General features: G+C 42.8%; 17 protein-coding genes. 11 read left to right on the top strand and 6 right to left on the bottom strand.

The features are described 5' to 3' along the window. Positions 1–22: 22 nt before the first annotated feature. Positions 23–2,341 (top strand): transglycosylase domain-containing protein, encoded by a 2,319-nt coding sequence (locus MNR06_RS14510; RefSeq protein ID WP_243537103.1) that lies wholly within the window; start codon positions 23–25, stop codon positions 2,339–2,341. Here the strand turns inward: MNR06_RS14510 and MNR06_RS14505 are convergent. Both MNR06_RS14505 and MNR06_RS14500 read right to left on the bottom strand, forming a co-directional pair. After that, on the bottom strand, positions 2,338–3,300 hold the full coding sequence (locus MNR06_RS14505; RefSeq protein ID WP_243537102.1) for an MBL fold metallo-hydrolase: 963 nt from the start codon (positions 3,298–3,300) through the stop codon (positions 2,338–2,340). The two genes, MNR06_RS14510 and MNR06_RS14505, sit on opposite strands and share 4 nt — an antisense overlap. Before the next feature lie 48 nt (positions 3,301–3,348). Continuing rightward, positions 3,349–3,606, bottom strand: coding sequence for a 2Fe-2S iron-sulfur cluster-binding protein (locus MNR06_RS14500; RefSeq protein ID WP_243537098.1), 258 nt, complete (start codon positions 3,604–3,606; stop codon positions 3,349–3,351). 237 nt (positions 3,607–3,843) lie between these two features. Here MNR06_RS14500 and MNR06_RS14495 point away from each other — a divergent pair, with 237 nt between their 5' ends. Further along, on the top strand, positions 3,844–5,814 hold the full coding sequence (locus tag MNR06_RS14495) for a hypothetical protein (protein WP_243537095.1): 1,971 nt from the start codon (positions 3,844–3,846) through the stop codon (positions 5,812–5,814). Here MNR06_RS14495 and MNR06_RS14490 read toward each other — a convergent pair whose 3' ends face one another. Beyond that, on the bottom strand, positions 5,815–8,001 hold the full coding sequence (locus tag MNR06_RS14490) for an ATP-binding protein (protein WP_243537093.1): 2,187 nt from the start codon (positions 7,999–8,001) through the stop codon (positions 5,815–5,817). A gap of 233 nt (positions 8,002–8,234) precedes the next feature. On the opposite strand from MNR06_RS14490, the gene MNR06_RS14485 reads away from it, so the two are divergent. The 3 genes from MNR06_RS14485 (at position 8,235) to MNR06_RS14475 (ending at position 13,094) form a co-directional block, all read left to right on the top strand. Further along, positions 8,235–9,563 carry a radical SAM/SPASM domain-containing protein gene (locus tag MNR06_RS14485; protein ID WP_243537092.1) on the top strand — a complete coding sequence of 443 codons (1,329 nt, stop codon included), beginning with the start codon at positions 8,235–8,237 and terminating at the stop codon, positions 9,561–9,563. Positions 9,564–9,697: 134 nt separating this feature from the next. Next, complete coding sequence (locus tag MNR06_RS14480) at positions 9,698–11,578, top strand: CHASE2 and HATPase_c domain-containing protein (protein WP_243537090.1); 1,881 nt, start codon at positions 9,698–9,700, stop codon at positions 11,576–11,578. Next, positions 11,571–13,094, top strand: a complete 1,524-nt coding sequence (locus MNR06_RS14475; RefSeq protein WP_243537088.1) for a sigma-54-dependent transcriptional regulator — start codon at positions 11,571–11,573, stop codon at positions 13,092–13,094. Before MNR06_RS14480 ends, MNR06_RS14475 begins: the two co-directional genes overlap by 8 nt. 77 nt (positions 13,095–13,171) lie before the next feature. On the opposite strand, the gene MNR06_RS14470 is transcribed toward MNR06_RS14475, so the two are convergent. Beyond that, positions 13,172–14,629 carry an RHS repeat domain-containing protein gene (locus tag MNR06_RS14470; protein ID WP_243537086.1) on the bottom strand — a complete coding sequence of 486 codons (1,458 nt, stop codon included), beginning with the start codon at positions 14,627–14,629 and terminating at the stop codon, positions 13,172–13,174. A 110-nt stretch (positions 14,630–14,739) separates the two neighbouring features. On the opposite strand from MNR06_RS14470, the gene MNR06_RS14465 reads away from it, so the two are divergent. Both MNR06_RS14465 and MNR06_RS14460 read left to right on the top strand, forming a co-directional pair. Continuing rightward, positions 14,740–14,988 carry a hypothetical protein gene (locus MNR06_RS14465; RefSeq protein ID WP_243537084.1) on the top strand — a complete coding sequence of 83 codons (249 nt, stop codon included), beginning with the start codon at positions 14,740–14,742 and terminating at the stop codon, positions 14,986–14,988. Continuing rightward, the gene (locus tag MNR06_RS14460) at positions 14,988–15,926 is read left to right on the top strand and encodes a transglycosylase SLT domain-containing protein (protein ID WP_243537083.1); all 939 of its coding nucleotides are present in this window, start codon (positions 14,988–14,990) and stop codon (positions 15,924–15,926) included. Before MNR06_RS14465 ends, MNR06_RS14460 begins: the two co-directional genes overlap by 1 nt. Before the next feature lie 33 nt (positions 15,927–15,959). Here the strand turns inward: MNR06_RS14460 and MNR06_RS14455 are convergent, their stop codons facing one another. Next, complete coding sequence (locus tag MNR06_RS14455) at positions 15,960–16,664, bottom strand: hypothetical protein (protein WP_243537082.1); 705 nt, start codon at positions 16,662–16,664, stop codon at positions 15,960–15,962. Further along, on the bottom strand, positions 16,664–16,909 hold the full coding sequence (locus tag MNR06_RS14450) for a hypothetical protein (RefSeq protein WP_243537081.1): 246 nt from the start codon (positions 16,907–16,909) through the stop codon (positions 16,664–16,666). The genes MNR06_RS14455 and MNR06_RS14450 overlap by 1 nt, the downstream gene beginning before the upstream one ends. Positions 16,910–17,025: 116 nt before the next feature. Between MNR06_RS14450 and MNR06_RS14445 the strand changes: the two genes are divergently transcribed. The 4 genes from MNR06_RS14445 to MNR06_RS14430 all read left to right on the top strand — a co-directional run bounded on the left by MNR06_RS14445 (position 17,026) and on the right by MNR06_RS14430 (position 22,637). Further along, a complete protein-coding gene (locus MNR06_RS14445) occupies positions 17,026–18,483 on the top strand; it encodes a DUF6531 domain-containing protein (RefSeq protein WP_407933186.1) in 1,458 nt (485 codons plus the stop codon). Between the two features lie 82 nt (positions 18,484–18,565). Further along, positions 18,566–20,122 carry a hypothetical protein gene (locus MNR06_RS14440; RefSeq protein WP_243537079.1) on the top strand — a complete coding sequence of 519 codons (1,557 nt, stop codon included), beginning with the start codon at positions 18,566–18,568 and terminating at the stop codon, positions 20,120–20,122. 97 nt (positions 20,123–20,219) lie between these two features. After that, positions 20,220–21,815: a hypothetical protein gene (locus tag MNR06_RS14435; RefSeq protein WP_243537078.1), complete on the top strand. Its 1,596-nt coding sequence runs from the start codon at positions 20,220–20,222 to the stop codon at positions 21,813–21,815. Between the two features lie 207 nt (positions 21,816–22,022). Next, positions 22,023–22,637: a hypothetical protein gene (locus tag MNR06_RS14430; protein ID WP_243537077.1), complete on the top strand. Its 615-nt coding sequence runs from the start codon at positions 22,023–22,025 to the stop codon at positions 22,635–22,637. The last annotated feature ends 29 nt before the right edge of the window (positions 22,638–22,666 follow it).

Below are 22,666 nucleotides of genomic sequence, written 5' to 3'. Positions count from 1 at the left end.
TTTCGTACTACTCTTAATGTATATGTTGCGACCACGATTAAAGACTATTTTAATTGCTTTTACAATCCTTCTGACGCTTGTAATCATCTCTGGCCTAGGCGTTGGCGTCTATTCGTACTTTGCCTTAGAGAGGGAACTTTCTGAAAAACTTGAATCAAAAAAGTTCATCGTGCCGACAGAATTTTACGCCGCACCTGTAACTTTTTATGCAAAGAGTTTGCTGAAAATTTCAGACGTAGAAAGACAGCTGCAACGACAAAATTACCGTCGTCGTGACTATGATCAACGCATTCTTCCCGGGGATTATTTTATTGCTGGACGCGAAGAATGCGCGGCGCGAATCCAAGTGGGACTAGATGAAAACCAAGAAGCTTGTATTGGTTGGGTGACGTTAGATACTCCGGTTCAAGATGTTGATAGCTCTATCCAGATTCTAATCATCCAAAAAGACAACACCGTATCCCAAGTTTTTAAAGGCTTTCCTTTTGTCACAGTTCCTGAAGCCACAATTGAAGCGCCTTTACTTGCACAATACATTGGCAATGAACCACTGATGCAAAGAACAGTGGCATTGGGCGAAGTTCCACCAATCTGCCTTAATGCGATCATGGCCATTGAAGATTCAAGCTTCCTTGAACATGGCGGAGTCAGCTACAAAGGGATCTTTAGAGCGTTAGTTAAAAATATCGCTGCCGGTCGCAAAGCCCAAGGCGGCAGCACGATTACTCAGCAACTTGTTAAGAACTATTTTTTAACACCTGAAAGAACCTTAAAACGAAAATTCCAAGAATTTGTGATGTCGATTCTTTTGGAGTCACGTTTTTCTAAGGATCAAATCTTTGAAACTTACTTAAACGTCATTTACATGGGCCAGAACGGTGCCTTTCAAGTCCGTGGATATGGTTCTGCTTCTAAGTATTACTTCAATAAAGACGTTGCTGATTTAAATCTAAGCGAGTGTGCTTTGTTAGCAGCCATCGTGAATAGCCCAGGTTTGCACAATCCGTTTAAAAAACCGGAAAATGCCACTCGCCGTAGAAATCTAGTTCTTGAAAAGATGCAGGGGCTAAATTTCATCACAGCCGAGGAATTCGCGAATGCGAGCACAGCAGCTTTACCGCAATCTCCAAGAACTTTGGCTTCAGAAACCGCGCCTTATTATCTTGATGCCGTAAGAAAACAACTTTTAGAAAAAGGCATTAATCCTGAAGGGCTTAAAATTTTCACAGCCTTAGATTTAGAAGCCCAAGATGTGGCGCAAGAATCACTTCGCCAACATCTAGAAAACTTGGAAAAAAATAACAAGTACATCAAAGGCCTAAAAGAAAAAGGCAATTCATTAGAGGGCAGCGTTCTAGTTGCTAATAACGCCACTGGATTAGTCAGTGTCGTAGTGGGTGGTCGAAATTACCGTATGACTCAATTCAACCGCGCTATCGACGGTCACCGCCAAGTCGGCTCGATCATGAAACCTTTCGTGTTTTTAACTGCCCTACTAAATAATACACCTGAAGGCGAACCCTATAACCCAGTGACTTTGGTAAGAGATGAAAAGGTCACGCACAAATACGAAGGTCAATCTTGGTCGCCAGATAACTATGGCAAAAAATATTTCGGCACTGTTCCGATGTTCTATGCTTTAAAAAACTCTTTAAATGCAGCGACCGCTTCCTTAGCTATCGACGTGGGTTTAGGAAACATCATCGATGTGACTCACACGATGGGTGTAACTTCGGCTTTGCAAGCAGTCCCCTCTATGAGTTTGGGCGCCTTTGAAATGTATCCAAAAGAGGTTCTGCAAAGTTATGTGACCCTAGCGAATTTAGGACAAAAGCAAAATCTATCTTTCGTAAGAAGAGCTTTGAATTCCGACGGAAATGAAGTCTTTGTCCACGTCATCTCACCCCAAGCAACGGTGGATCCTGCCGCGGTATCAAGCCTTGTCAGTATGATGAAACAGACGGTTCTTTCAGGAACTGCCAGAGGAATTACACTGAGTGGTTTTGTTAATCCAGCAGCAGGAAAAACTGGAACAACCAGCGACAATAAAGATGCTTGGTTTGCAGGCTTCACACCTTACCTAACCAGTGTGGTGTGGGTCGGCTATGACAACAATCTTCCCCACAAACTCACTGGCGGAAGTGGCGCTGTGCCGGTGTGGTCGCAGTTCATGAAAAAAATCGGAACGCGCTTTCCTGCAGATGATTTCCCATGGCCTGAAAACACTAAAAAGATTCTTTTAGATGAAGAGACTTTAAAGTCTTTGAATGCTTTAAACGAAAACGACCCCACCGAAGTGGAGCTCGTTGTTGATAGCGAAAAAATACCTGACGGATTTTAGATTGTGATTTCTAAGCCTTCGTGGGCGAAATCCCAAAGGATGTCATTTTTGTGTGCTCTCGAACGCGATTCATAGTATTCGCGAGTTTGGCGCTTTAATTCCAAAACTTGCTCAATGCGAGCACCCGGATCGTGATGGGCAAAGATTACTTTCTTAATCCCTTCACGAATGGCGATATCCAAACCAACTTGGGCAGCACTGTGACCCCAGTTTGCTTTTTCAGCTAGTTCAGGCAACGTGTACTGCGCATCGAAATACATAAGGTCGATATCTTGATAAAGCGGAAGATCTTCACCCAACTCTTCACGCGTCACACGAGTTCCCTCTGTATCCACGCAGTGAGCGTAAGCTTTACCGCCGGATTCCACTTTCAATCCCCAGCAAGGATCTGGATGATCTAATTTATAAGGAGTGATCGTAAGATCATCAATTTTATAAGGCTTGCGCGGTTCCAAAACATGGAACACGATTTTTGCCTTCAAAGCTTCAAACGGTACCGGGAAATAAGGTTGTTTGAAAATGCCGCGAATTAATGACTCTAGTTCCGGTTGCACGGCATAGTAATGCACTTCACAACCGGGAATAAAATGAGGCGTAAAAAATGGCAAACCAATCACATGGTCCCAATGAAAGTGAGTCATGAAAATGTGAAAAGGGCCTTTTGCTCTGCCCGTGGTGCCAGTCATAATTCTTTCGCTTAAATTACGAATGCCGCTACCACCATCAACGATCAATTGGGATTTAGGACTGTTGATTTCCACACAGGTAGTGGCTGCTCCATAACCACCTAAAAGAGGAACTTCGATTCCTTGAATGTACTTGGAAATTTGTGAAGGATCACGGTAACCACTAGAGAAGAAGTTTCTAAGAACTCCCTCGATGTGGTAAGTCCAATCTATTGGTGGTGGGGCCGAGGGTAATGAACCACGAACTCCCCAGAATTTTATTTGAAGCGACATATAAAAATAGGATGCAGTGTTTAGAAACACGAATCAAATACATATTATTTAGTTAGGCCCTTTATCATAGGCGATAACTACATATTCGGACGATGGTATAGCTTGGCAAGTGCGAACTGTTTGACTGCCCTCTTTGTCTTCAGAGGTCTGGCCCTGCAAAACCTTGGCTTCACAGGTTCCGCAGTGCCCATCCATGCATGAATAAGGCGGAGAAAGTTTATTAATTAAAGCAATATCCAGGATGGATCGCCCCTCTTCACCTTCGACTTCATATTCTTCTTTATTAAGTATGAACTTAATCTTCATACATTTATCTGAACACTGCGCTTCTAAGGGAACAATGCTTTTCTAGTTTTCTAGATCGTATTTACCGATTTTTCCTGGAGAAATACTGTTCCATCTAAAGCCGACGGTGCAGGAAAATTTAATGCGCACCGCTTAGTTGTCAAACCCACATTAATCTGCCTTAATGGTCCACCTTGCGAGCAGAACCGGCTTCGGCAAAGTCGAAGTTTAGATGGAACGCAATGAAAGGGATTTATCATGATGTTCAAAAAAAGCTTCTTGGCACTAATGATGGCGTCAAGTCTTTCACTCTTCGCTAACCAACCAGCACAGGCCGGATGGGATGCACTTCAACCTGCTAACATGTGGGAAACAATAAAAAATGAAGTCGCCAAACAAGAAATCAGTGGCACCGTTACTTTGGTGAATGCTGACATTCTTGCAGGGTTGTCGACTTCACTTCGTTATAAAATTGAATCTGAACCTTCTTATGTCGAAGGCTATTACACTCGTATAGATAAATACATTTTGAACTTCGGTTTAAATCCAGGGGACTTCATTGAGGCCTTGGATTCTCCGGTAGGAATGAAGCTAGAGAAAAATTCAGAAATCATTTTTGCGCGCCAATTTAAATCGCAAAAAGAATCTTTATTGTCTCTTCCGTACACACCACGTAACTTGCCGTTCACTGCAAAAAAAGCCATTGAACGTTTAGTTCCTGGTGACTTCGTAGCGTTCCAGGGCCGTTTGTCTTTCGTGGTTTCATTAAGCCACGATTTGCTTCAAGGCCAATTCGATGCAGGCGTTTCTACCCATGCTTATGTTTCTGGTGAATTCATGGTTCACCTTTTCAGAATGCCTGATAATAAAATGCGCGTAAAACTTATCGCCGTTCGCGGTAAAGGAGTGGGCGCTGGCGCGGGTGTAAAGCTTGATGATCTTGAAGTTCTTGGCTTCTCGCTAATAGATAATCGCATTGAAAAGTGGTTAAACCTAACGCCGCTTGATTTGCGCGCAGGTAAAGGCAAGCACGACGTTATCATGCTTGATTATGTGTTTGATCTGAACGATCCAGCAGCAGCACTTGCTTATGACCACCTGATGCATAAGAAAGTTCTTCTAAAAGATATTAAAGTAGCAAACCCAACACTTTCTAGAAACGATCTGACCCGAGAGCTTCTTACCGATCTAACGGATGTAGAGCTTATCGCTATGGCTGATGCGGCTCTTCCACCATCAGAACGTCGTATTGACCGCGTTTTTAAGGGCTCTTCTGAAGGTTTCTTAAAAGATGCACGTTTAAAAGTAGGATTAACTTTCTGGAAATTTGAAGCCGGCAGAGCTTATGGGGAAAACAAAGTTCTAAGCTATGATAAAAAAGACCAGGAACAAAAATTCCTTTTAGACACTTTATCTCGTTATAAAAAAACAAAGATCCTTTTTGGACTCTTCGGCGAAGAAACTTTAGTGACTTCAAACTTAATGTACACGTCTGATGAAAACTGGAATCCAGTGCGCTTCGTGACTTTAACTTCCAGTGCCGAAATGAAAATGCGCGACTTAAGCGAAAAGGATTTCAAAGAAATCCAACGCCTAGTTCGTGACACTATCGGCCACCAAGAATTTAATAAGATCGCTTGGAACAGCTGGGATTTTTCAAACGGGAAAATCGTCAATGGTTACTTTAAGCAAGAAGTGTTCTTCAACCCTGAAGCTCTTAACGCTTTACCGCACATGACACCGAAACAAATTTCGGCGTTGTTTGAAAAGTATATTGAACTAAAAGGTCGTCCACGTTCGCGCCCACTGGTTGGTGGCAATTCACCTATTGATTATATCTTAAATTGGACTGCGGCATTCACGGGCGATATTCGCAGAGTGGGTGTGAAATTAGCAGTGATCGTCGATGTGAAAACGACGGCTGAACAAAAATTTGAAGCCTTCGAAGATTTGCAGCAACTTCCAATTTGGAAAGAAAGAGGCATTGGTTTCTTGATGTCATTCCTATCAGAGGAACAACGTCCTAAATTGTTAAGATATGAAATGGTTCTTTCTGGTAAAGGTGTGCCGCAAATCACTCACTATTACGGCAGCTTTGCTGAAGAAAAATTATACCGTTCTTTGATGTATATCCAAAACATCATCAATAATCGTTCTTTTGATTTACGTTTGTACACAGACGAAGATGGCGAGTTTAAAGCCACCGTTCGTCCTGCACCATTGATGTAATTATTTGCGTAAGCTAATAACCACGGTTTCCATAAAGGCGCTGCTAACCAAGCTAGCGCCTTTTTTATTGGCTAGGTCTTGAATTTCTGCACTGTCGACGAGTGACGTACAAAGTACCATCTTGAAAATCGGCTTATTGTCGCAGGCATCTAAAACATCAAATCCGGTTTCTTCTGCAGTGGAAAACATCAAGTCACTTATTACCGTAATCGGTTCAATGAATTTTTCTTTCTTTATAAAGTCGCTAGCCTTAGAAACGTCATTAAAATATTTTACATCGGCTCCGCTGGCTTCTAGCTTTCTTTTTAACTCCCCATTATTTTCTGTGTTTTGCACCAGTATCACTGCGGAACTAATCATAAATTTCACCGGATCACGGGCTGCAGGAATAAGAATCGTAAAGCAGGCACCTTGTTGCTTTTGGTAAGTAATGGTTCCACCGAAGAATTCTAAATCTTTTTTAACTTGGAACAACCCTAACCCTGTCCCCTGTTCTTTGCCAAAAGTGCTACCTTCTAGAAAAAGTTTTGGGATGTTTTTTTCTGAAACCCCAGGACCATTATCTTTAAAATCGATCCTAATTTTTGCATCAACTTTTGCGGCCAGGATTTCGATTTCTGGTTTGATGTTATTGGCATAACACGCTTCTAAAGAGTTATTAAGTAGGTTTGAAAAAGAACGCTGGATAGAGGCTGCGCCCCAATTGACTTCAATTTCTGATGGAACGTTCACCGTAAATTTCGCTTGCGGGTGAACGTGGATATATGAATCGATAAGCTCGTTCACCACCGGTCCTAAAAAAGTTTCGGTATCTTTGGCATCGCCACTTTTTGACTTGTATTTTTTCAGCAGGTCTTCCGCTATCCCGTTAATGCGTGAAATAGAATTGCTGATTAAGTCCCGAAGCTCTGGATTAACTTGGTTCTTTAATAAAGAATGCGCCACATGTAAGGCCATCAAGGGGCTGCGGATGTCGTGGGCCATTTTCCCTAAGGTGCGCATCGTGGATTCCATAGTTGCGGCGCGGACCAAAATTCGACTGCGCAATCTTTCTTCGGTTGCTTGTTTTTCGCGCTGAAAGTTTTCTTTATCCAACCTGCGAACCATTCTAAAAAACCGCGTCGATAAAATGGCGTATTGTCCGACAAAACCCAAAAGAAGCACTTTGCCCGTGTCTAAGTTTAACGACGCCGTCCTAAAGACCATCAGTCCTAAAATTACATAGGCGAAAATTATAAAAGTACTAGCGGCAAAAGCCGCCCTTACAGGGAACAAGGTCAAGCTGCTTAACAAGCAGAAAAGCGCAATTCCCATCCACAACCAGTTCGCTTTTGGTGGTGGTGTTTTTACGTATTCGCCGCTTCGCAAATTCGTCAGATAAGTAGCTAAAAGATGGGAAACCGGGACGTACTCTTCAGCCGAAGAAGCGATTCTTGGTGTGGAATTGACGGAATAAATTCCACTCGTACCTAGAATGACGACTTTGTCTTTTATTTGTTCTAACTTTTCAGCCGAAACCCCACCAGGGTCGATGGCAAGTTCGGAAAAGTTTCCCGGATTCCAAACTTTCATAAATACCTGGGATGTTCCTTGATAAGGAAAATCAAAATGAAATTTTTCTGGCGATTGTGCTCGGCCGAACATTCTATCGATCACCGCAAAATCAGGGTTGGCGTTTTTATATTCTAAATCAAAATAAGTAATGATCCTTCGTGAAACTAAATCGATTTTTGCATCATAGGTCAGATGCAAGAATAAAGGCTCAGGATAACGTTCAAACCTTTTATGAAAATCAAAAGTGGTGTTCTTAAAAATAGTGGAATTAGAAAATAAATAAAGTTTAGAAATATTTGATAAACGCTTTGAAAGTTCCTGTTCAGAAATATCGAACTGCACTTCTTCAGGTGAAACGCTTAAGATCATCGCTTTAAATGGGGTCTGCGAGATAGTTTCAATCACATCTAAAAGTTTAGATGCAGGTATCTTTAAGCCTTCAGCCGTTTCAGTCTTAAGCGCAGTGACATCTAAAATTTGAATATCGTTAAAACTGGGTTTTGCGCCTAGAAAGCTAGCTATCATTTGCTTTCGATCTAGGAAGAAAGATTCAAAAGTCGGCAGCCTTAAATTGGTAAGTAACCCAGACAATCCAAAGCAAACAACAACGATAACAGCTAAACGAATGAACATCTTTTCCCCTGATTGATTTTGATTTTAGCCAGTTGTTACGCATTGTTTAAATCTTTTTTAGTCCTGTAGTAGTTACATTTTGACCCCAGGACCGTGAGTTCCGCCACTGGGTCGCCTGATCTAAATAGCTGATTTTACTAGAGGTTATATGCAATTTTAAAGTGTGCTTTTGGCCCATCTATTGCAGAAAAGGTGTTGGACTCATAGGAAATGGTGACGAAGGGAAACCGTTCATGCAATTGCGCAGACATAAAGACATTATAGCCATAAAAAACGGAGCCAATGCGCCCGTGGCTTTCCATGCGCGCAATCTGGAAGTAGCTTCCGTTTCGGAAGAGGTCTGGGCCTCCATGGCGCCGACCACTTTTGATAATGGCTTTGTGATGAACATGCTTTCGTCTGAAAAAGGAGTGAATGCTGAAGCCTATTCTTCACTTGAAGGATGGGACTTAGAAAATAGCTCTTCTGTAGCTACTCGCAATTTCGGCTCGTCCGTAACTAGCATTACTTTAAACGTCACCCAACTGTGCAACCTTCATTGCACTTATTGCGCGGCCGGCGGCGACGGCACTTACGGGGATCCAGTCACTAAGATCACTGTTGAAAAAACGTTGCCACAGATCGAGTTCTTTTTAAATAAACTAGGTGGGAATTCTAGCTTCACAATTACTTTTCTGGGTGGTGAACCGTTGTTGTACCCAGATGCACTGAAGGCGATTGCTGACCATGCTAAAACTGTCGGTGCTGCAAAAGGCATTAAAACTAATTTCAATGTTATTACTAACGGTACGTTAATTAACGATAAATGCCTTGAGATTTTAACCTCGATTCAAGCCAACATCACTGTAAGTATCGATGGTCCGCCAGAAAACCAGGATAAGGCGCGTCCGCAGAAAAATGGCGAGGGCTCTTCTAAGGCTGCGTTAGCGGGCTTAGAAAAACTTTTATCCCGTCAGTCCGACCTGGGAAAAATTCTGATTCATGCCGTTTTTAGTAAGAAAAACTTAGAAGTCGAAAAGGCTTATCGCTTTTTTTCGGAATTCCCGGTGAATGCCTTTGAATTTACTTTTGATATTACTGAGGCCGATCCTTCTGCCAACAGCATCTTTATGAATGAAATGGCCCGCGTTGCGGAACTTGCTTATTCCCGCGGTGGCGAGGCAGAGCTACGTAAAATTAGCCTCTTTGATGGCTACTTTAACGCTTTAGATGAACAACAAAGAACCGAGAATCACTGTGGTTCTGGCAAATCCTTATTAAGCATTGATTCAAACAATAAGATTTTCGCTTGTCCCCTGGATGTGGGACAGAAAAACAATCAAGTGGGATTAGCTCAAGACATCGATTCTGACAAACTCGCAGAATTGCAAAGTCCGTTGATTGAAAAGAACAACTGCCAAACCTGCTGGGCTCGTTATTTATGCGGTGGCGGTTGTATGTTTGTTCATAAAACCCTTACGGGGAACAAACACAGAAAACATATTAGCTTTTGTGAAAGAACAAGATACTTGATTAGCCTAACTGTGTTGTATTATGAACATAGTAGAGGCTTGAAAGGGTGAATATTATGTCAGACAAACACATTAAAAAAGTAACTCCTAAGAAGACTCAACCTGTGGGCATTGCTCAAGGTCCTAAAGACTGTCCTCCATTAGGTACGTAGTCCCAAATTACTTTTTAAAAAAGCGAGAACCCAATGTCTCTTCCTCCCTCCCTTGGAGAGAACATTTCATCTTTCGGTCAACGTCGACAGCTTGCCATGCTGTTGCTGCGGGTTCTTTTTGCCTCTGTCTTTGCTTTCTTAATTTCACAGACAAATTTAGATTACCTTGAATCCTACTTGTACGATCTGCGTGTGCGCTTTGCACCGGCTGAAGAAGTTTCTGAAAATATCGAGCTTGTTCTTTACGACCAAAAAAGTGTCGAAAATCTTAAGACGAACTTAGACTTGAATGTTCTTGGCAAGATCGTCAGCGCGGTCGCTAAGGATCAACCGAAATATATTATGCTGAATGTGGCCCTGACAGAAATTCCTGGGACACCAATTGAGAAAAAAAATCTAGCCCGCATTCTTGAATCTGTCCCAAGCCTGGCTGTCACAAGCGACGACTTGCCTTTGAAAGGCGATCAAGAGGGACTTTCATTAGCTGCTCCCTACAATAATGTTAAAATTGTTTCGGCTCCACGCACTGCTGATTTAAAAGTGAATGCGAAAGATGGCGTGACTCGCAGGATGCTGGTTTCATATCAGGATCAGCCCTTGTTTCATGCAGAGGCCGCAGCCGCCTTCAATCCTGAAGTTAAATCTTTAGACAAAATTTCAGGCCAATTTGAATTTGCCCGTTCTAGCCAAGTCTTCATCAACTTCAACCGTCCCGGAACTTACCCACGCATTTCTGCTGGCGACATTTTAAACCAGTCGCCCACTGGCAAATTTAAAAATAAAGTCGTTATCATTGGTAATGATACCGGTCAGAGCAATCAAGATTATATTCTTACGCCGTATTCCCGTGAAGTGATGGCCATGACTACTTCAGAGATGCATGCGAACATGATCGATACGATTATTAAAAATGCGGCTCCGACCCCTATTCCTAAATGGATTAATTTTTTAATTATCTGGCTTGTGTCGGTTTTCACTGTTCATGTTGTTCTTACGATGAGTCCTGCTAAAGGCATTTTAACTTTAGGCGGAACTGTTGTTGGTTTTATCTTGGCTTCGGTTGCGCTGTTTTGGACCGCGAATTTATGGATCGGTCAGGCAGCTCCATTACTGGCTATCTTCCTTTGTTATTACTTCTTTATTCCTTACCGTTTGATTGTCGAAAACCGCCGCAGTTGGGAATACTATCAAAAAAATAAATTGCTTAGCCAAGTCGAAGAATTAAAAACGAATTTTATTTCGATGATGTCCCATGACTTAAAAACGCCGATTGCGCGCATTCAAGGAATGACGGATATGATCTTAAAAGACTCGGTGGCCTTAAGCACGCAACAGCGTGAAGCCGTTGATACGATAAAACATTCATCCGATGATCTATTAAAGTTTATTAATGCTATCTTGAATTATGGCCGTATCGAAAGCCAAGGTGTCCAACTGAATTTGCAAAGCAAGGATATCAATTCGTTGCTTCAAGAAGTCATTCGTAAGCATGAATTCTTAGCAAAAGTAAAACGCATTCAAATCGTTTCTGAACTTGAACCTTTGTTCCCAGTTCCTGTCGACTCGGATCTGATGAAGCAAGTGTTCTCGAACCTAGTGGAGAACGCGATTAAATACAGCCCTGAAGACACTAAGATTCTAGTTTCAAGCGAAGAGTCTGATACGAAGGTCGTCGTGCAAGTGGCCGACCAGGGCCCGGGCATTCCTGCTGACGAATTACAAAATATTTTTATGAAATTCTTCCGTTCCAAAAATGTGAAAAGCTCGCCAATCAAAGGGTCTGGTTTGGGATTATACTTAGCGAAGTATTTTACTGAACTGCATGAAGGACGCATCTTTGTAGAATCTTCCCATGGCAATGGCTCGACATTTACGGTAGAACTACCAATCGAGCAAGGGGGCACAAATGCTTAAGGTTTTGGTTGTTGATGACGATCAGGGGTTAAGACTCTCGGTGAAATCTGCATTGGCAGTCACCCAACGTTTCGAAGTCGATGAAGCTTTCGATGGCGTCAATGCCATGGAAAAAGTTAAAGGTGGCGAGAAAAAATATGACGTTGTGATTTTAGACGTCGATATGCCGCGCATGAATGGACTTGAAGCTCTTCGCCAAATTAAAGAGTTCGACCCCGGCATCATTGTCATCATCATGACAGCCCACGCGACCTTAAACGATGCAATCCAAGCAGTTAAAGACGGTGCTTACAATTATTTGCAAAAACCAGTTAGCAGCGAAGATTTGCTGCAACTGATTGATAAAGCCGTTAATGCTCACAATCTTATTTCAAATATCGCAGCATCCGCTCCAGTGATGGTTGAAGCAGGCCGTAAAATTATCGGTCACACGTCACAAATGCAGAAGGTGTTTAATATCATTCACCGTCTGGCGAAAGTAGAAACACCGGTTTTAATTCGTGGTGCTTCTGGTACAGGTAAAGAGTTAGTTGCAAAAGCCATTCACTATAATTCTGCTCGCAAAGACGAAAAATTTGTTGCGATCAACTGTTCAGCGATCCCGGAAAATCTTTTCGAATCTGAACTTTTCGGCCACGAAAAGGGCTCATTCACAGGCGCTGATCAACGCAAGATTGGTAAATTTCAGTTTGCTGAAGGTGGAACACTTTTCTTGGACGAAGTCGGCGATATGCCGCAGTTGATGCAAGTTAAAATCTTACGCGTCCTTCAAGAAAAGTTATTTACGCCAGTGGGTTCCAACCGTGAATTCCCAACTAACGTAAGAATTATTGCAGCGACAAATCGCCCGTTAGAAGAAATGATTAAAACGGGTGCTTTCCGTGAAGACCTTTTCTATCGTTTGAACGTTGTACCTATATTCTTGCCCGCTTTGGCTGAACGTAAAGACGACATGGAACACATGGTGAATATCTTTATTAAGAAATTCAACCTGGCCCATGGTAAACGCATTAACGGTATCGCGGCTGACGCCATGGCGGTTCTTAAAAAGCATTCTTGGCCAGGCAATATCCGTGAATTAGAAAACGTGATTGAACATGCCTTTGTTCTAGAGATGACGAACATCATCACTATTGCGTCTTTACCTGAGGCTTTGTTAATCGCTACCGGTACAAATCTGATTGATCTTCAACCGCTTGAAACAGCTCAGAGTATTGCATCTGCCGGCGTAAATGCTGCGGTTCAAGCCCATGCAGATCTTGACGATGACGGCTCTGATTCTGATGACTCCCTAGAGTCTGATGATGCTGACGGCGATATGGTTATTAGTTTTTCTGGCGAAAATTTAGACTTTAACGCGCAAAAAGAGGCTTTTGAAAAAGAGTTTATCATTAAGGCGCTTAAAACTTTCAGAGGAAGAATCAACCAAACTGCATTGCATGCAAACATTCCTAAAAAGACTTTGCTTCGTAAAATTGAAAAATACGGGATCAATGCAAAAGACTATGTGAACTAGTTTTTTCGCACTTAGAAAAAAAAAGCCGCGGCACTGATCAGTACTACCGCGGCTTTTTTATTTTTAGACGTCTTAATTTAATAATAAGGAACTGATAGATCAGCCATTCGGGCATGGTCATAGTACGACTCTAACGCCGCAACTTGTGGGGCTGTGGCTGTAAAACGATTTAAGCTTAATGGAACTTTTTGCCCGGCAAGTTTAAGAACAATGGGGCTTGCTGATGACTCTTCATAAAGAACATCAATAACCAAATCTTTCTTTGTGATTTGTGTTAAACGATTTCTGTCATCGTACTTATAAGTGACTTTAACTTTATCAGGCCCAGTCACACCGATCATCAGATCATTTTCGTTATAGGTGAAAAGATATTCTTCTGATCCCACCGACTTTCCGAAGGCTAGCATTTCTTTAACAACCTTCACAGTCAAATCTGTGCTGCCACCCGTTTTATAAACGTAACTTCTTGCTTCAAACGAATTACTTACCTTACTGATCAACCCCTTGTTATTTCGCTGAACTTTTGTCGTCACACTTCCACGAGGTCTTTCTTCAGTAACTTCAATTACGTTTCCTTGGTCGTCAAACTTGTAACGTCTTTGAATTCCTTCGTTATCACTTTCATGGGCGATCACTCGTCGTGTATCCCCAGAAAACTGATAACTATAAGATTTTTCAATTGTGGTGTTATTCACACAAACCTTCTTCACAACAACAGCATACTTTGGCGGAGTTTTTGAACTGTCTAGTTTGTAGTCGTAAACTTCTGAACAGATGCCATCGCCCTTAATACCCGTGATCCAATCGCTTGAAGTGCTATAGGTCATTTCGACTTTTTGATTCCCCGGCCACACCGCTTTCACCATGTTTTTATCTTTGTCATAGGCATAGCTGTAAGCATTTCCCCACGAATTCACGGTGCGCACCAAAAGATCGTCTTTGTATTCGTATTTTCCTAGATCATTTATTAACGGCGTCGTTCCGTCTTGCTTTTTCGTAACAAAAACAGCTTTTGTCACAAATGCTTTTTGGGTAGTGAATACTACTTTTCTTCCCTCGTTATCTACGATTTCTTTTGGCAGGCCATTTTCTTGATACTTGAAGAAAAGTTTCACTTCGCCTTTAGCAATTTCAGTCAGCACACCGTTGTTATACTTTTCTCGAGTTCCATCTTTTAAAGTTCTGATATAGGTAGAACCCTCTTTAGTAAAGACTCCCATTGACGGATCTTTACTTACAAAACTAGATCCTTTTTTGCGGAAAGTGACATCTCGGCCAGCGCCACAATAGACAAAGTGGACACCATTTTCACTGACATCAATTGAAGTTTCTAAATCCGTACACCATCCATAACCAAACCAACCGGTACGGTTAGAACGACTGTTATAGGTTCTTTCAAGTTTCATCGCAAGTTCTAGACCTGGCTTTTCAAAATCAATCCAGGAATGAATATAAGATCCTGATGAGGTGTCCACCATGGCTTGCGCTGTAATGGAAGATGCTAAAATAAACAGACTCACACAAAGGTTTTTCATCAATACTCCACCATATTAGTATCGAATTAGTTTTATAGTCCTGTAAAAGAAAAACTTTTCGACTTAGACTGAAGTGTTAATCTAAAATGGTTTATAAGAGGCGGTCTGTTATGTTGCGTGGAAGTTTATTTTTTCTCTTCGTATTCTTCAATATTTCAATTTCATTTGGTACTGGAGATCCAAATCTTAACAGCTATCTTCGCGCCGGTGAATGCTCTGATATTTCGAATAACAACACTTGTGGCGAATGCCCTCTTAAAAAGTTAAAAATTACTTTGCCGACGAATACCACACAGGCGACTCCAACAGATGAAGGTTTTGAAGTCGAAGAAGAAGTGACTGAAGAGGGAGTCAATTAATGCCAAGCTGGAATAAAAAAATCCTTCTTGGGCTGTGTCTTGCTTTCAGTTTGCTTGCGCTTACTGGGATGTCTAAAAAGCCGATGGGTGAAGGCAAAGTAGCTAGCTTTTTTAAGTCCCTGTTCGCGCCGTTTTCTAGAGGTTTTAATACGATGGGTTGTTCGCAGTGTACTGCGAATCGAACTAGATATGAAACTCCTGAGCTAGGGTCCAATGCGCCTCAATGGCATTATGCTCCGGGTGGCGCTAGTTACACAGAATACACCATGGCCGCGATAAAAAAAGAAGGCCTGGGGCAGCTGAATCCGATTGATGGTCAACACTACTGTCCAAATTGGAATAAACTATCCGTTGCGCAAAGGGAACAGTTCTGGCTTCAATTTGCTTCAAAACTTGCAGAAATCGAATCAGGATTTGAGACCAATCTTTCCTTTCGTGAAACAAGGGGTGCTTCTACAGGTGATATGAGCATCGGGCTATTTCAGATGTCTAAGGGAAACTGCCCTTGGCTTCGCACCCATGATGATTGTCGCGATCCCAAGAAAAACATTGATTGCGCCATCAACCGCATGAAGTCCATTGTTTCAAATAATGGATACATTGGTAGTGATTACAACAAGGGCCTAGGGGTTATGTGGCAACCTATCAATGATCATCCGAAGCACTATGTGAATCAGACCAAGGCCAATAAAGCAGCCATCCTGCGGTATACAAGAAATCTTCCAGTCTGTACTGGGAAACCTGCAGTTCCTTTAAAAGAAGAACAAGCTGCAGAAAGAGCCGCGGCAGAAGCGGCGGCGAAGAAAGCGGCGGCTGATAAAGCGGCTGCCGATAAGGCCGCTGCAGATAAAGCAGCCGCAGATAAAGCAGCTGCCGATAAGGCCGCCGCAGAAAAAGCAGCGCAAGAAAAAGAAAACGCGGTAAAAGAGAATAATTAAAACAGAAAAGCGGCTTAATAAGCCGCTTTTTTGTTATCGGCGACAGTACAGAAGTTGTTTCGTGTAGGCTTTTAAGTTCGCTCCACTATCACGTCCCGGGCGAAGGGGACCCCAGTAAGCACAAAGTCCTTTATCTAAACCTTTGCAGACGTAATTGTTTCTTTGCAAGTTATAGCGCATGGTTCGGATCGCGCAATCAATGTTCTTTTTTTCATCAAAGGTGTCTTTCGGTTCGTGCATCATGCCGCACTCATCACCGACGGACATACTGAAAAGTCCGTTACTCAAAGTCCCGTTTTTTTCCCTGTAAGTCGCCGTGGGCGTAAAGTCAGATTCAATTTCGCAAAGCTTGGCAGAAAACTGCAACCAGAAAGTTCGTCGTTGATCCTTGGTAAGACTGTTCCAGTTAGGACAGTACTCTTCCATATCCTTAGGGCTAAAGGCAGTAAGTCCTTCCCTGTCAATCGCCGCTAAAGTCATCTCAGTCCATGCGGGTCCACGATCAACATAATGCCATAGTGGAAGTTCGCTGTTATCTGGTGGTTTTCTGCCTGCATAACCTTTGTAACAACTTGCACAGGATGTGAAAGTGGAACGAGCTTTTCCAAACAGATTAGACGTCTTAGTACCGATGGCTGAAAAAAAGCTTTTAGCACGCGCCATTCCTTGAGCGTCATTGACAGTAAAAGATGCCACTAACACTAAAAGCATCAAAATAACGAGGGTTTTATTTTTCATTATCTGTTGCCTTCTTTTGTTTCAGAGCCATCTTCAATGACTTGCTGTTGGGCAGGGGCACTTTGCGGTCTAGAGTCTTGTGCTAGACTGATAAACTTTTTTTGCTGGGGGCAGTAAACGCAGTCTTTGTTTTTAGTAAGGTCTAAACACTCCCCTGCGCGTTTATAGGAATCCAAGTTTGGATCCGTAGCAAAACCTGCAATCGGGAAAATCAATAGCATAAAAGTAACCACTAGAATTTTCATAAACTCACCCGTCCTTGCCTTATACAATTTTATATTAGCACCTCAGTCCAAGTCGAAAATAATTTCTTTTACAGGACCACAAACTAAACAGATAATATTCTATATAGGGAGTTCCCATGATCAGGCACTTAACGTTTTTGTCCGCACTGGTTTTTTCCTTTCACGCTTCTGCCCTAGTCGATTCTTCGTCTGGATCGTTTATGGAATCTTGGATTGATTACCAAGGTAAAGGCCTGGATCTAAAACTCACTCTTGAAAGAACTTATAACAGTCGGTCCACTTATGTCGGATGGTTTGGTTATGGTTGGTGTTCTGATTTAGAAACTAAACTTATCGCTGATAAGGAATCAATTTTAGTTAAACATTGCGGGGACGGTGCAGAGACTGAGTACTCAAAAAAGGGCTCTGTCTTTAAGTCACATTCTGATGCCAATGGTACTATCGTAAAGCAGGGTTCTAATTTTTTGCGCAGCTATAAAGATGGAACTGTCGATGTCTTTGATAAAAACGGAAGACTGACTGAAATCAAAAAAGGCTTAGACTACGTTTCATTAAAGTATAACGAAAAAAAGCACCTTAAAGAAGTCTCCGATGGCAACGGGCGCAAAGCTTTGGTTAACACCAATGATGAGGGGCGAATCACGCAGATCACGTTCTTAAGCAAAAAGATCGGTAACAAAGCGATGAAGGAAGTTATCGCCTCTTACACTTATAAAAATAATGACTTAATCAGTGCGACGAACTACTGGGGTAATACCTACACTTATCAATACGATACTGAACACAACCTTGTTAAAGCCACCTGGCCCGGGCAAAAAAGTATCGATATCACTTACAATGGCAATGACTGGGTGAAAAGTTTAAAAGGCACAGATATCTGTTCTGAAAATTATGATTATAAAACAGATACAACGAAATCCCCTGCGCGCTATGCAGTCAGTATTTCTAAAAAATGTGACGGTGGCGTGATCATTGAACGAAGTTATGCCTATTCTTATTCATTAGATAATCGGCGCATCGTTGCTGCCGAAGTGGATGAAAGCGGAATTCGCAGAGAATATAAATACGATGACCATGGTAATGTCGTCACTGTTACTGAACACCGTCCGCGTGGTACCGTGATTACAAAGATTGAAAGAAATAACAAAGGTCAGATCGTAAAAGTAAGTTCGCCATTTGAAGCACGTACTTATAGTTACAAACAAGGTGCCAGCCGTGACTTGGTGGTTGCAGTTTTAGTCGAACAAATCGCTTTAGGACATGTTGCAGATAAACTTAAATACGCCCTGTCTTATGATCAAGAAGATCGCATGATCAGCGCCTCAAAACCCGGTGGCAAAAAGATCGAATTCTTCTATGACGAAGAAAACCGTCTTAGCCGTGTCTCACATAAAGACACTGTGGTTTACCCTATTTATCCTGAGGGAAAGCTTCAAGCCCGAGCATTAAAGTACAACGATAAAGAATTGCCATTAGAAATTTACAGCAAACGATCCACCGCGAGTGAAACGGCTGCTGTCGAGCTTTATTATGACCATCAGCGAATGGCGCAAATAACATTGCCGTCTTACTAGAATCAAAATGAGACACAGATATTAAATGATTTTTTATTTGCGAGACTTTGCAAAGATCAATGAAAAGCCGATAAGCACCTTAATGAAGTCTTTATTTTTTTTCTTCGTTCTATTCGGCTTCAACTATACAGCTTCCGCTTATGATGCTGCTGCTTGCGCAAACTATTGTACAAAGAAGCTGGGCGATGTGCCAGACTCCCAACTCGCGGACTGTATGGATACTTGCCCAGACGACATAGCCTATGGAAATATGGGCGACCTGCCAGGACCTATGGGAAATTCGTCTGGCGAAGGTGCGGAGTTCGTACCTACTCCTCCGGGAAAAGATATTGAAATTAAATGCGAAGAAGTATGTCCTGGCGACAAATGCCCCACAAGATGTCATGACAAGTATCCGCCTCCAAAAAAACAAGAACCTGGTACTGGAACTGGCAGTGACGACAGCAGTGCTCACTCAGAGGTAATAGATACAAAGCCTTGTGAAGAAGACTTTTCTCCGGTTATCGAGGCTTGCGAATCTGCGGTTAACGACACTTCCGCTAGTTGTGATGAAAATAGCTCTTCACTTAGTAAGGTTTCTGATTTAGTCAGTCAGGCCGCCGTTTACATCGGCCAAAAATCAGCCTCGAGTGTGAATGAAAGTTGTTCCAAAATGGCTACCTTAAGCAAAGGAGTCAGTGCAGGTTTAATGCTGTACCGCCAAACTTGCAACTCAGGGATAAAAAACTGTGTCGCAACCTGTTCGGTGACTCGCATCGTTCCTATGTGCGGCGATCAAAAGTCATTAGCTGCACAAACTGCAGCGCGGAAGGCTTTAAACCAGAATCGCAACACCTGCTCTGGCTTCACAGGGAAAATGAACGACGCGCAGGCGGCGGCACAAAACTATTCCCAGATCACTATGAACTCGCAAGACTGTGCTTCACTGACTGCAGGTGCTGGAACCGGTCCAACGGAACTTTGCATGAAAAATCCAGATTATCCTGGCTGCGGCAGTTCAGCCCAAGAAAAGATGGATTGCACTCATCCAAGCATGGCTAACAACAAAGTTTGTGTATGTCGTGGAAATCCAAATCATTCTATGTGCAGATCATCAGCTGCGAGCAATTCGTTGGATGCAAACTCCGAACTAGCTAACCGCCAGCCAAAGAGCTCCAAAAACAATTTAGATCTTTCAGACATGGATCAGTTGAAACACCGAGATCACGTTGGTGTACCTGACGATCCGGCTGCAGATGGCAAACAAGGTAGCGATCCTTCGTTGAGTTCTAAACTAGGTGCTGCAGCTGCAAACAAGAAACTGAAATCACGAAAGAACATCAGTGATCGCAGCGTACTTGGTGGATTTTATGGCGGCAGCGCTGCTGCGAAACCGAATACCGCCGAGCCTGTTGTCGCGATCGAGTCTGCAAAAAAGACGATTGCTACGGATGAACCTAGTGAAGAAATGACTGAAAAAGAAAAAATTGCGCTTGAAGAGCTAAGAAAATTTCTTCCTGGTCAAGTGAATGCTCCCGCGAGAGGTCTTGCCGGCACCACAGAAAAAGTAGGTGAAGACGGCATTACTGGACCCCACAGTAATATATGGGAAAAGGTTAAAAATCGGTACGAATCTGTAAAGTCGACTTTACTGCCTTAAAATGAGACGGCAAAAGGGCACAAATTAGTCAGCGCTTTTCCATATTTCCAGTAATCAAAAATTAAATAAAAAGTTTCTCGGTTCCGATAAGATCAACATGAAGTTGTTTTGCGCGTTGATCTTTGGATTTTCCATATTTTTCGGTAGTCAGTATACCTTTGCCCAGGAACATACAGATATAAATGCGGATTGCTGGCGCGCCTGCGAAAAAAGAGCCAAAAAGCCAGAGGCTGGTTGTCAACGATACTGCGAATATCATCTTGATCCCCGCGTGGATGAAGAGACGATCTGCTATGGACGTTGCGCTATTGCAGGGAAAGATGGCCCTACTTGTAAAAAGGAATGCTATCCAAACGGTACAAAAACTGTACAGACAACTTTTGAATACCTTTTACCTCGTGAGCCCGAGGATCAAATCATCAGAACCGATAAGCCAGGCTCTTCCCAGACTCCTGGGGACCAAACATCGGCGGACGGGACACCGATTCCTGACGAAGCTATCAGTGAGTTGAACGAAGATACGTGTGAAGAAAATTTCGAACCAGTGATTACTGCCTGTGAAACAGCGGTCAATGAAACTGCCAGCTCATGCGATGAGAATGGCTCTGCAATGAGTAAGGTGTCTGACCTTGTAGGCCAAGCGGCGGTCTACATGGGGCAAAAATCAGCCTCTAGTGTTAATGAAAGCTGCTCAAAGATGGCAAGTCTAAGTAAAGGAGTCAGTGCTGGGCTAATGCTTTATCGACAAGTGTGCACTTCCGCTATCAAATCTTGCCATGCTACTTGTTCCACGACTCAGATTGTTCCTATGTGTGGAAATAAAAAATCGCTGGCTTCGCAAGATGTAGCTCGCAAGGTTTTAAATCAAAATCGTACCACCTGTTCTGGCTTTACAGGCAAAATGGCTGACGCGCAAGCAGCCGCACAAAACTATTCACAGATCACCATGAATTCCCAAGACTGCGCTTCGCTGACTGCCGGTGCTGGTACTGGCCCAAGTGAATTGTGCATGCAGAATCCGAACTATCCTGGTTGCGGTAACTCTGGCCAAGAAAAGGCAATGGATTGCAGTCATCCAAGTATGGCTAACAATAAAGTTTGTGTGTGTCGCGGGAATCCAAATCATGCGATGTGCAGATCATCGACTGCAGGTGGCAACTTAGATTCAAGCTCTGAATTAGCAGATCGACAAAAAGGTGCCAAAGACAATTTAGATCTTTCAGATATGGATAAATTAAAACACCACGATCATGCGGGCGTTCCCGATGATCCAGCAGCAGAAGGTAAACAAGGTGGCGACCCGTCATTAAGCTCTAAGCTGGGTGCCGCCGCACTTAATAAAAAAACCAAAGGCAAAAAGAACATCAGCGATCGCAGTGTGCTAGGTGGATTTTACGGTGGTGGTGGTGCTGCTGCAAAACCAAATGTAGCAGATCCCGTGGTCGCAGCCGAGGGTGCAAAAAAACCTGGGAAACCGGATGAAGCTGAGACTGAAGAAACCATGACAGAACAAGAAAGAATTGCCTTTGAAGAATTAAGAAAATTTCTTCCAGGACAAGTGAATGCGCCTGCGCGCGGGCTTGCGGGAACTACTGAAAAAGTAGGTGAAGACGGTATCACCGGCCCCCACAGCAATATTTGGGCAAAAGTTAAAAACCGCTACGAGTCCGTAAAATCAAGCCTTCTGCCGTAAACTCTAGAAAAAGAAATCAAGAAAAACCGTCGCCGATTTTTTAATTTCTGCGACGCCTCTAGTTTTAAAATCCACTTTAAGTACTGTATTTAGAGATGCACAAATTATGGGCAAATAAACCTGCTATTTTTCGGGCACACTGGATTGACTCACAGTAATGGAGTCGGTACTTTCAATCCCCTGCCCGGAGAGCTTCTTAAGATGACAATGAACCCATTACCGCCACAGGCTTATACGAAAGATACTTTGCTTAAAGCCTATCAATGGCTGATGAGTCAAAATTCTTCGATCAAAGAGATGGCCACAACTCCGGATATCTTAGTGAGCCTTTTCTTAAAGGCGACTCGCGATGGGGACCACGCTTTAGAGCGTCCAAGTATTAAAAACTTCAAAAATGAACTTAAAAGTCTTGCCGGCATGATGGGAGAGTTAGACCGTCCGACTCAACCACCGATTCAGCCCCAAGCACCTGTGCAAATGCAACAACATGTTCCCGCTCAGCACGTGCCGGTTCAGCATGCACCGGTCCAACATGTTCATGTTCAGCAAGCTCCTGTTCAAATGGCAATTCCGGTTCAAACTGCGTATGTGCAACAACCAGTAGCAGTTCATGCTCCAGTACCGACGCAAACTCAGGTTTCATATACTGAAAAAACCATGACGGCGATGACTCGAAATTCTGACATTTCAGAGCTTTTGGATCCTGCTTCCCATGAGATGATTCAGGAAGTCAAAGAGGCTTTCAATCTGAGTTCGGATCTAGAAGTTTTAAGAATGCTTATTAAAATCGGCTATACCCGCGCTCGCGGCCTTACGAAGTAGGCCTTTTTCAGAACTGTACAAAGTCCCTT

This window comes from Bdellovibrio reynosensis (genome assembly GCF_022814725.1).
In the GTDB taxonomy this organism is placed as follows: domain Bacteria; phylum Bdellovibrionota; class Bdellovibrionia; order Bdellovibrionales; family Bdellovibrionaceae; genus Bdellovibrio; species Bdellovibrio reynosensis.
The sequence above is the reverse complement of the archived record's forward strand: the minus strand, read 5'-3'. Positions and strand labels throughout refer to the sequence as shown.